Consider the following 10,287-nt stretch of genomic DNA (forward strand, 5'->3'; position numbering starts at 1 on the left):
CCCCGTGTGGGCCTCGCTGACGGGCGCGCACCGCGACCTCGCCGAGGGCGGCGGCCTGGGCCGGCGCTACCCGGTGGACGTGTCGCCCTTCTGCGCGCTGGCCGACCCGCGCGAGGAGCGGGCCTGGGAGGACCTGCGGGAGGTGGCGGGCCCGGGCGCGCCGGTGCTGCTGCCGGCGCTGGAGGGGCCGCTGCCGGCCGGTGCGCGGCTGGTGCGGGACCTGCCGGGCGTGCAGCTGGTGGCCACCGGCGCGCTGCGGGCCGCGCCGGACCCGGGCGCGGTCGTCCTGGGCGAGCGGGACCTGCCGGAGGTGCTGGACCTGGTGCGGCGCACCCGGCCGGGGCCCTTCGAGCGCCGCACCCCCCTGCTGGGCACCTACCTGGGCGTGCGCGACGAGCGGGGGCGGCTGGTGGCGGTGGCCGGCGAGCGCCTGCACCCGCCGGGGTTCACCGAGATCAGCGCGGTGTGCACCGACCCGGCCGCGCGCGGGCGGGGCCTGGCGAGCCGGCTGGTGCGAGCGGTGGCCGCCGGTGTCCTGGCCCGCGGCGAGACGCCGTTCCTGCACGCGGCGGCGCAGAACACCGGCGCGGTGCGGCTGTACGAGGCGCTGGGGTTCCGGCTGCGGCGCACCGTGGCCTTCCCGCTCGTCCAGCTGCCCTGAGCGGCGCGGGCGGGGCCCGGGCGGCGGGGCCGGGCTGCCGCCGGCGCCGGTCCGCCCTACCCTGCGGGGCGTGGCCCGCTTCGTGGAGGTGCACCCGCAGGACCCGCAGCCGCGGGCCCTGGCGCAGCTGGTGGCGCTGCTGCGCGAGGACGCCCTGATCGCCTACCCCACCGACTCCTGCTACGCGCTGGGCTGCCGGCTGGAGAGCCGCACCGGCGCCGAGCGCATCCGCCGCATCCGCCACCTGGGCGAGCGGCACCACTTCACGCTGGTGTGCGCCGACTTCGCCCAGCTCGGGCAGTTCGTGCACCTGGACAACTCCGCGTTCCGCGCGGTGAAGGCGGCCACGCCGAACCCGTACACGTTCATCCTGCCCGCCACCGCGGAGGTGCCCAAGCGCTTCGCGCACCCGCGCAAGAGGACCGTCGGCGTGCGCATCCCGGACCACCCGTTCGTGCGGGCGCTGCTGCGCGAGCTGGGCGAGCCGCTGCTGTCGAGCACGCTGCTGCTGCCGGGCCGCGAGGAACCGCCCACCGACGCGTGGAGCATCAAGGAGGAGCTGGACCACGTCGTCGACGCCGTGGTGGACGCCGGGGAGGTGGGCACCACCCCGACGACCGTGGTCGACCTCTCCGAGGGCGCCGCGGAGGTCGTGCGGGTCGGCGCCGGCGACCCGGACCGCTTCCGCTGAGGCCGCCGGCCGCCCCCGCGGGGGCGGCCGGCGGGTCCAGCCGGTCCAGCCGGTTCAGCCGGTGAAGAGCTTGGAGGCGCGCAGCACCGTCTCCACCACGCCGTACGCCAGCGGCACCCCGACCAGCGCCCAGCCCAGCGCCACCCGGGCGGTGGAGGAGCGGGGCGCACCGCCCCCCGCCGCCGCGCCGGCACCCGTGCCGGCACCCGTGCCCGTGCTCACGACGCCCTCCCCCCGGTGCGCTCGCCGCGCTCCCGCTCCGCGGCGGGGGCCGGCTCGTGGAACCTCGCCGCGACCGGCCGCACCAGCAGGTTCGCGACGAGCCCGACCGCCAGCAGCGCCACCATGGTCAGCAGCGCAGGCCGGTACGCCTCCGCCGTCAGCCGTCCCGGGGTGCCCTGCGCGTCGAGGAAGCCGTTGACGATGAGCGGGCCGACCACGCCCGCGGTGGACCAGGCGGTGAGCAGGCGGCCGTGGATCGCGCCCACCTGGAAGGTGCCGAACAGGTCCCGCAGGTACGCCGGGACCGTGGCGAACCCGCCGCCGTAGAACGACAGGATCACCGCGGCGAGCAGCACGAACAGCGCGGTGCTGGTCTGCCCGAACAGCGCGAGCAGCGCGTACGCGACGAGCCCGACGCCCAGGTAGACCAGGTAGATCGGCTTGCGGCCGATGACGTCGGAGGTCGAGGACCACACGAACCGCCCGGCCATGTTCGCCATCGACAGCAGCCCGACGAACCCGCCGGCCGCCGCGACGGCCACGCTGGAGGTGCCGTCCGCGCCGCGGAAGAAGTCCTGGATCATCGGCGAGGCCTGCTCCAGGACGCCGATGCCGGCGGTGACGTTGCAGAAGAGGACCACCCACAGCAGCCAGAACTGCGGGGTGCGGATCGCGTTGCGCGCCGAGACGCTGGCCGTGGTGACCAGGGCCTTGGAGCGCACCGACGCCGGGTCGAACCCGTCGGGCCGCCACCCCTCGGCGGGCACCCGCACGGTCGCCGCGCCGAACGCCATGAACAGCGCGTGCGCGACCGCGAAGGTGACGAAGAGCATCGCCACCGCGTCGCCGGCGGGCACGCTGCCGGCCACCGAGGAGTCGTAGTCGGGGTCGTACAGGCCCAGCAGGCGGGTGGACAGCGGGCTGGCCACCAGGGCCCCGCCGCCGAACCCCATGATCGCCATGCCGGTCGCCAGGCCGGGCCGGTCGGGGAACCACTTGATCAGCGTGGAGACCGGGGAGATGTAGCCGATGCCCAGGCCGATGCCGCCGATGACGCCGTAGCCCAGGTACAGCAGCCACAGCTGAGAGGTGGCGATGCCCAGGGCGCCGACGAGGAAACCGGTGACCCAGAACAGCGCCGAGGTCGCCATCGCCCTGCGGGGGCCGTTGCGGTCCACCCAGGTGCCGGCGACGGCGGCGGACAGGCCCAGCATGACGATGGCGATGGAGAACACCACGCCGATCTCGGTGTTGCCGACCTCGAAGTGCTGCACGAGGGCGTTCTTGTAGACGCTGGTGGCGTACACCTGGCCGATGCACAGGTGCACGGCCAGCGCGGCCGGCGGCACCAGCCACCGGTTGAAACCCGGTGGCGCGATGCTGCGCCGGCGGTCGAGCAGAGGGACCACGGTTCGCTCCTTCGCGGTGGTCGTCCAGAGGATCTTGAACGTTCACGCTACGGGCGCGGTGCGGCGGGCGCCATCGACGCGCCGCGGGAACACCCGTCCGGGGCACGGTTGGGGACGCGCGCAGCGGGTAGGCGGGTGGGTGGAGCCGCGCGGCGCCCCGCGCGAGCGGCCGCCGAGCACGCACAGCGAGAGGAGACGCGCGATGACGCAGGAGGGGCAGCAGCCCGAGCAGTCGCAGGAGGTGCCCGGCACCACCGCGGCGATGGACCCCGCACCCGACCACGGCGAGCGCAGCTACCGCGGCAGCGGGCGGCTGGAGGGCAAGAAGGCGATCATCACCGGCGGGGACTCCGGCATCGGCCGCGCCGTCGCCATCGCCTACGCCCGCGAGGGCGCCGACGTCCTCGTCAGCTACCTCGACGAGGACGAGGACGCGCGCGAGACGGCGAAGTGGGTGGAGCAGGCCGGCCGCAAGGCGGTGCTGGTGCCCGGCGACCTCGCCCGACCCGAGCACTGCCGCGCCGTGGTCGCCAAGGCCGTGGAGGAGTTCGGCCGCGTCGACGTGCTCGTCAGCAACGCCGCGTTCCAGATGAACCGCGACTCGGTGGAGGAGATCCCCGACGAGGAGTGGGACCGGACGATCCACACGAACCTCAGCGCGTTCTTCCACCTGACGAAGGCGGCGCTGCCGCACATGGGCTCCGGCGGTTCGATCATCGGCTCCAGCTCGGTGAACTCCGACATGCCCAGCCCGACCCTGCTGCCGTACGCGGCCACGAAGTCGGCCATCGCGAACATGTGCGCCTCGCTGGCGCAGCTGCTCGCCGAGCGCGGCATCCGCGCGAACTCCGTGGCCCCCGGGCCGGTGTGGACGCCGCTGATCCCGGCCACGATGCCGGAGGAGAAGGTCGCGCAGTTCGGCCAGCAGTCGCCCCTCGGCCGTGCCGCGCAGCCGGCGGAGCTGGCGCCGGTGTACGTGATGCTCGCCTCCGACGAGGCCAGCTACGTCTCCGGCGCGCGCGTGGCCGTGACCGGCGGCAACCCGATCCTCTGACCCGATCGCCCGAGCCGGTCCTGCGAGGGGGCCCCGTCGTGGAGTGGTACCCGCTGCGCCTGAGCGCGTCCGTCAAGCAGCACGTCTTCGGCGGTCGCGCCGTCGCGGAGGTGCTGGGGCGCAGCGGGCTGCCCGACGGTCCCGTCGCGGAGACGTGGGAGGTCAGCGACGTCGACGGCGAGGTCGGGGTCGTCGCCGACGGCCCGCTGGCCGGCACGCCGCTGCGCGACCTGGTGCGCGAGCACCCCGGTGAGCTCGTCGGGCCGGGCTGGTCGGGCTCGCGGTTCCCGCTGCTCACCAAGCTCATCGACGGCCACCGCGCCCTGCCGGTGCACGTGCACGCCGACGACGCCGCGGCGCGGGAGCTCGAGGGGCAGGAGAACGGCAAGACCGAGGCGTGGCACGTGCTGGCCGCCGGGCCGGGCGCCACCGCGCTGGCCGGGGTGCGCCCCGGCGTGGGCGTCGAGCGGCTGCGCGAGGCGCTGCTGGCGCAGGACTTCGACGCCGTGCTGGAGCGCTTCCCCGTCGCGGCCGGCGACACCGTGTACGTGCCGGGCGGCACGATCCACTCGTTCGGGCCGGACACGCTGGTCTACGAGATCGAGCAGACCTCCGACACGCAGCAGCACGCCATGCCGTACGCGATGCAGGACGGCTCCCCCGTGCCCGAGCAGCAGCGGCGGGAGAACGTCGAGGCGCTGCTGCGCGAGACCCGGCTGGACGCCCGGGTCACGATCACCGACGCCACCGTGCCCGCCGACGACGACGGGGTGCGCCGCGCGGTGTGCTGCGAGGGCCCGTACTTCGTCCTGCACCGCTGGCGCAGCGGGCACCGGGTGCGGGTGCGCCGGGGGTTCGGCACCGCGCAGGTGCTCACCAACGTCGGGCGGGCCGCGGTGGCCGTGCGCGCCGGGGGCTGGAGCGGGGAGCTGGCGCGGGCCGGCACGTTCCTGCTGCCGGCGGCGCTGGGGGCCGTGGAGGTCGAGGGCGAGCTGGACCTGCTGTGGGGCCACCTGCCGTCCTGAGGGGCGCGGTCCTCACCCCAGCCGGTAGGTGCCCGGGCGGCGCTCGCGCAGGTAGTCGACCACGTCGCGGGCGCTGCGCAGGTCGGCCGCGTCGACGTCGGCGAGCAGCAGCTCCGGCTCCCCCTCGCCCCCGCGCGCCAGGACGCGCCCGTCGGGCCCGACGACGACGGAGCCGCCGCTGAAGGTGCTCACCCCGTCGGCGGCGGGGCCGACGTGGTTGGCGTAGGCGAGCGCGACGCGGTTCTCGTAGGCGCGCGCGGGCAGCAGCAGCCGCGCCACGTCCGCGTCGAAGACCGCGGTGGGGACGGCGACGACGTCCGCCCCGGCCAGGGCCAGGGAGCGCACCGCCTCGGGGAACTCCACGTCGAAGCAGACCAGGACCCCCACCCGCAGGCCCGCCACCCGCACCACCAGCGGGGTGCCGTCGCCGGGGGTGAAGGCGGCGCGCTCGGCGGGCCCGTACAGGTGGGTCTTGGTGTACCGGCCCAGGACGGTGCCCCCGCGGTCGACGACGACGGCGGTGATCGTCTCGGCGGAGCCCGCGCGGTGCGGTTCGCTGACCACCAGCGCCACGCCGGTGCGGCGCGCGACGTCCGCCACGCGCGGCAGCACGGAGGGGTCCGGGTGCACGCGGCCGGGGTCGTAGCCGGTGGTGAACAGCTCCGGCGTGACGAGCAGGTCGGCGCCCGCGCCCGCGGCGCGCTCGGCCAGGCGCTCCAGCTCGCGCAGGTTCCGCGCCACGTCCGCGGTGGCGGCCTGCTGCGCGACGGCGATCCTCACGGCCGCTCCCCCCGCTCGCCGCGCTCCCCGGGCGACCTGGACAGGGCGGGGCTGACGACCCACAGCACCCGCGCGGGCGCGTCGCCGGTGGCGGTGAAGGAGCGGGCGCGGGCGGGGTCGAACGTGAGGGCGTCGCCGGTGCCGAGCTCGACGACCTCGCCGCCGGCGAAGCGCAGCCGCAGCCCGCCGGCCAGGACGAGGGCGAGCTCCACGTCGGCGTCCAGGGCGTAGGGCTCCTCGCCGGAGCCGCCGCCGGGCTCGACCTCGCTGACGATGACGGCCAGGCGCCGCTCGCCGGCGGGGGTGAGCAGCCACTCGCGCACCCCGTGGCCGCCGAAGGAGATCGGCGGGTGGTGCCCGGCGCGGACGACCTCGCCGGCGGGGGCCGGCTCGAAGAGGCTGCCCACCGCGAGGTCCAGGGCGGCGCACAGCCGCACCAGGGCCGCCACCGAGGCGGTGGCGCGGTCGCGCTCCAGGCGGGAGAGGAAGCCCTTGGTCAGCCCGCTGGCCGCGGCCACCTCCGCCACCGTGCGCCGCTGCGCCAGGCGCGCGGCGCGCAGCCGGGCGCCGACGTGCGCCGACGCGTCCGCGGGGTCCTCCTCCACGGTCCCGTCCGCGGCCTCGTCCGCGGGCCCCGCCGCTGCCCTCGCCCCTGCCCGCACCGCGCCCTCTCGCCACCGCCCCGGCACCGCGCCCGCCGCGGTGCCCGTCGCAGTCTGGCACCCCCGCGCACGCCCGGGAACCTGCGCAACCCTGGAGGTAAACAAGGGTTGACCGGATTCGCGCGCGGCGCCACTGTGGAGCCATGCCGTCCCCCGACACGCCCTCCCCGCAGGGACCGGTCGACGCCACGCGCGTCCCCCGCTACGGCGGCCCGGCCACGTTCGCGCGCCTGCCGCGCCTGGACGAGGTCTCCCGCGCCGACGTCACGATCGTCGGCCTGCCCTTCGACTCCGGCGTCAGCTACCGCCCCGGCGCCCGCTTCGGGCCCGGTCACGTCCGCGCCTCCTCCAAGCTGCTGCGGCCCTACAACCCCGCGCTGGGCGTGCACCCCTTCGGCACCCAGCAGGTCGCCGACGCCGGCGACCTCGGCCTGAACCCCTTCGACGTCGCCGAGGCGCTGAGCACCGCCGAGCAGGGCCTGACCGCGCTGTCGCAGGACGGCTCCACGCTGCTGTCGCTGGGCGGGGACCACACCCTGGCCCTGCCGGCGCTGCGCGCGCTGGCCAAGCAGCACGGCAAGCTCGCCGTCGTCCACTTCGACGCCCACCTGGACACCTGGGACACCTACTTCGGCGCCCCCTACACCCACGGCACCCCCTTCCGCCGCGCCGGCGAGGAGGGCCTGATCGACCTCGAGCGCAGCGTCCACGTCGGCACCCGCGGGCCGCTGTACAGCGCGCAGGACCTCGAGGACGACGCCGTGCTCGGCTTCCAGGTGGTGCGTGCCGACGACTACGAGACCGACGGCGCGGCGCGCGCGGTGGAGCGGGTGCGCCGCCGCGTCGAGGGCGCCCCGGTGTACGTCTCCGTCGACATCGACGTCCTCGACCCCGCCGCCGCCCCCGGCACCGGCACCCCCGAGGCCGGCGGGCTGACCAGCCGGGAACTGCTGCACACCCTGCGCGGCCTGGTGGGCGCGCACGTCGTGGGCGCCGACGTCGTCGAGGTCGCCCCGGCGTACGACCACGCCGAGATCACCGGCATCGCCGCCGCGCACGTGGTGTACGAGCTGCTGTCGGTGCTGGCCGCCACCCGCGGCGGGGGCCCGCGGTGACCCTCCCCGCCGGCACGAGCACCGAGGACCTGCCCGGCGCCCCCGCCCCGGGCGCGCGCCGGGGCGCGCGGCCGCCGCTGACGATGCTGGTGCCCGACTTCCCCTTCCCCTACGACGAGCACCTCGCCCACCCCGCCGGCCTGGGCTCGGTGCCCGCGCACCGGCACGGCACCGAGGTCGCGGTCGTCGGGGCCGGGGTGTCGGGGCTGGTGGCCGCGCACGAGCTGATGAAGCTCGGGCTGCGCCCGGTGGTCCACGAGGCCGGGGAGATCGGCGGCCGGCTGCGCTCGGCGGCCTTCCCCGGCGTGCCCGGCGCCGTGGCCGACCTCGGCGGCATGCGCTTCCCCGCCTCCGGTCGCGCGTTCTTCCACTACGTCGACACCGTCGGCGCCCGCACCAGCCCGTTCCCGAACCCGCTGGCCCCGCAGACGCCCAGCACCGTCATCGAGCTGCGCAACCGCGCCCACTACGCCGAGGGGCCCGAGGACCTGCCGGCCGAGTTCGGCGAGGTCGCCGCCGCGTGGCGGCGGGCGCTGGTGGAGGGCGCGGAGCTGGAGGCGATGCAGGAGGCGATCCGCCGCCGCGACCTGCGCGCGATCAAGGAGATCTGGAACCGGACGGTCCCGCGGCTGGACGAGGAGACCTTCTACGGGTTCGTCGCGAAGTCCCCCTCGTTCGCGGCGCTGCCCTTCTCCTCGCGCGAGACGTTCGGGCAGGTCGGCTTCGGCACCGGGGGCTGGGACACCGACTTCCCCAACTCGGTCCTGGAGATCCTGCGCGTCGTGCACACCGACGCCGACGACCAGCACCACCGCATCACCGGCGGCGCGCAGAGCGTGCCGCTGGGCCTGTGGCGCCACGCGCCGGCCACGATCGCGCACTGGCCGGCGGGCACCAGCCTGGAGTCGCTGCACCACGGCTCCCCGCGCCCAGGGGTGACGCGCGTGCGCCGCGGCGAGGACGGGCGCCTGCTCGTGCTGGACCGCTGGGGCACCGAGCGCGCCTACGAGGCGGTGGTCGTCACCTGCCAGTCGTGGCTGCTGTCGGCGGGCATCGACACCGAGGAGTCGCTGTTCTCGCACGAGATGTGGATGGCGATGGAGCGCTCGCACTACATGCAGTCCTCCAAGACGTTCGTCCTGGTGGACCGCCCGTTCTGGCGCGACCGCGACCCGGCCACCGGCCGGCGGGTGCTGAGCACCACCCTCACCGACCGCATGACCCGCGGCACCTACCTGCTCGACGGCGGCGAGGGCATCGACGACCCGGCGGCGGCGGACTCCCCGGCCGTGATCTGCCTGAGCTACACGTGGAACGACGACGCCCTGAAGTGGCTGGCGCTGAGCACCGACGAGCGGGTGCGGCTGATGCTGCACAACCTGGAGCAGATCTACCCCGACGTCGACATCGCCTCCCACGTCCTCGGCGACCCGATCACCGTCTCCTGGGAGCGCGAGCCGCACTTCATGGGCGCCTTCCGCGGCAACCTGCCCGGGCACTACCGCTACCAGCGGCGGCTGTTCACCCACTTCGTGCAGGACCACCTGCCGCCGCAGCAGCGCGGGGTCTTCCTGGCCGGCGACGACATCTCCTTCACGCCCGGCTGGGCGGAGGGCGCGGTCACCACCGGCCTGAACGCCGTGTGGGGCGTGGTGCACCAGCTCGGCGGGTCCAGCGCCCCGGGCAACCCCGGCCCCGGCGACCGCTTCGCCGAGCTCGCCCCCGTCGAGCTGCCCGACACCTGAGCGCTGCTGCGGGGTGCGCGGCCGCGCACCCCGCAGCAGCGCCCCCAGCAACCCGGCGTCACAGCAGCCCGGCGTCACAGCAGCCCGGCGTCGTGGACGACGATCGCCACCTGCACGCGGTTGTCCACCCCCAGGCGGGACATGACGCGCGAGACGTAGGCCTTCACCGTCGCGGTGCTCAGGGACATCCGGGCGCCGATCTCGGCGTTGGGCAGCCCCCGGCCGACGGCCACGGCCACCTCGTGCTCCTTGGCGCCCAGCCGCGCCAGGCGCGCCAGCGCCTGGCGCCGGCGCGCGTCCGCCCCGGGCGGCGGCGCGGACCCGTCCGCGCCGCCCGGGGAGCCGGCGGCGCGGCCGGTGACGTGGCCGATGAGGCGCCGGGTCGCGTCGGGCGAGAGCACCGGCTCACCCGCCGCGGCCCGGCGCACCGCCGCGAGGATCCCGGCGGGCGGGGTGTCCTTGAGCAGGAACCCGTCCGCCCCGGCGCGCAGCGCCGCCAGCACCGCGTCGTCCTCCCCGAACGTGGTCAGCACCACCACGCGCGGCCCGGACCCGCCCGCGCTCAGCTCCCGCGCGGCGCTCAGGCCGTCGCGGCGCGGCATGCGCACGTCGAGCAGCACCACGTCCGGCGCGGTGGCCGCGGCCAGCGCGACCGCCTCGTCGCCGTCGGCGGCCTCGCCCACGACGCTCACGTCGTCCAGGCCGCCCAGCACCACCCGCAGCGCCGAGCGCACCAGCGGGTCGTCGTCGACGAGCAGCACCCGCACCGGCGCGGCGCCGCCCCCCGCGCCCGCGCCGTGCGCGCCGGCCGCGCTCACGCCGGCCACGGCAACCGCGCCCGCAGCCGGAAACCGCCGCCGGCCGGGCCGTGCTCCAGCTCGCCGCCGGCCAGCGCGACCCGCTCGGCCAGCCCCACCAGGCCC

Annotated in this window: 11 protein-coding genes; 6 read left to right on the plus strand and 5 right to left on the minus strand. The window is 76.5% G+C overall.

Annotated elements, in window-relative coordinates:
* On the plus strand, positions 1-661 hold a 661-nt coding region (locus GTR00_RS24870), incomplete at its 5' end, for a GNAT family N-acetyltransferase (RefSeq protein ID WP_205705219.1).
* 70 nt (positions 662-731) lie between these two features.
* Positions 732-1,352: an L-threonylcarbamoyladenylate synthase gene (locus GTR00_RS06555; RefSeq protein WP_166610833.1), complete on the plus strand. Its 621-nt coding sequence runs from the start codon at positions 732-734 to the stop codon at positions 1,350-1,352.
* A 54-nt stretch (positions 1,353-1,406) separates the two neighbouring features.
* Here GTR00_RS06555 and GTR00_RS06560 read toward each other — a convergent pair whose 3' ends face one another.
* Both GTR00_RS06560 and GTR00_RS06565 read right to left on the minus strand, forming a co-directional pair.
* A complete protein-coding gene (locus GTR00_RS06560) occupies positions 1,407-1,574 on the minus strand; it encodes an MFS transporter small subunit (RefSeq protein ID WP_166610832.1) in 168 nt (55 codons plus the stop codon).
* Positions 1,571-2,983 carry an OFA family MFS transporter gene (locus GTR00_RS06565; RefSeq protein ID WP_166610834.1) on the minus strand — a complete coding sequence of 471 codons (1,413 nt, stop codon included), beginning with the start codon at positions 2,981-2,983 and terminating at the stop codon, positions 1,571-1,573. The genes GTR00_RS06560 and GTR00_RS06565 overlap by 4 nt, the downstream gene beginning before the upstream one ends.
* Positions 2,984-3,185: 202 nt before the next feature.
* Here GTR00_RS06565 and GTR00_RS06570 point away from each other — a divergent pair, with 202 nt between their 5' ends.
* Together GTR00_RS06570 and GTR00_RS06575 are read left to right on the plus strand one after the other, a co-directional pair.
* Positions 3,186-4,037 carry an SDR family oxidoreductase gene (locus GTR00_RS06570; protein WP_166610835.1) on the plus strand — a complete coding sequence of 284 codons (852 nt, stop codon included), beginning with the start codon at positions 3,186-3,188 and terminating at the stop codon, positions 4,035-4,037.
* Positions 4,038-4,075: 38 nt separating this feature from the next.
* On the plus strand, positions 4,076-5,062 hold the full coding sequence (locus GTR00_RS06575; protein ID WP_166610836.1) for a type I phosphomannose isomerase catalytic subunit: 987 nt from the start codon (positions 4,076-4,078) through the stop codon (positions 5,060-5,062).
* Positions 5,063-5,074: 12 nt separating this feature from the next.
* Here GTR00_RS06575 and GTR00_RS06580 read toward each other — a convergent pair whose 3' ends face one another.
* Both GTR00_RS06580 and GTR00_RS06585 read right to left on the minus strand, forming a co-directional pair.
* Complete coding sequence (locus tag GTR00_RS06580) at positions 5,075-5,842, minus strand: carbon-nitrogen hydrolase family protein (RefSeq protein WP_166610837.1); 768 nt, start codon at positions 5,840-5,842, stop codon at positions 5,075-5,077.
* Complete coding sequence (locus tag GTR00_RS06585) at positions 5,839-6,447, minus strand: helix-turn-helix domain-containing protein (protein WP_166610838.1); 609 nt, start codon at positions 6,445-6,447, stop codon at positions 5,839-5,841. The genes GTR00_RS06580 and GTR00_RS06585 overlap by 4 nt, the downstream gene beginning before the upstream one ends.
* Before the next feature lie 200 nt (positions 6,448-6,647).
* Here GTR00_RS06585 and speB point away from each other — a divergent pair, with 200 nt between their 5' ends.
* Both speB and GTR00_RS06595 read left to right on the plus strand, forming a co-directional pair.
* Complete coding sequence (gene speB / locus GTR00_RS06590) at positions 6,648-7,619, plus strand: agmatinase (RefSeq protein ID WP_166610839.1); 972 nt, start codon at positions 6,648-6,650, stop codon at positions 7,617-7,619.
* Positions 7,616-9,364 carry a flavin monoamine oxidase family protein gene (locus tag GTR00_RS06595; RefSeq protein ID WP_323132278.1) on the plus strand — a complete coding sequence of 583 codons (1,749 nt, stop codon included), beginning with the start codon at positions 7,616-7,618 and terminating at the stop codon, positions 9,362-9,364. The genes speB and GTR00_RS06595 overlap by 4 nt, the downstream gene beginning before the upstream one ends.
* A 74-nt stretch (positions 9,365-9,438) precedes the next feature.
* On the opposite strand, the gene GTR00_RS06600 is transcribed toward GTR00_RS06595, so the two are convergent.
* Entirely contained in the window at positions 9,439-10,182 is a 744-nt protein-coding gene (locus tag GTR00_RS06600) for a response regulator transcription factor (RefSeq protein ID WP_323132279.1), read from the minus strand.
* Positions 10,183-10,287: the final 105 nt, after the last annotated feature.

Source organism: Kineococcus indalonis (assembly GCF_009906395.1).
Lineage (GTDB): Bacteria > Actinomycetota > Actinomycetes > Actinomycetales > Kineococcaceae > Kineococcus > Kineococcus indalonis.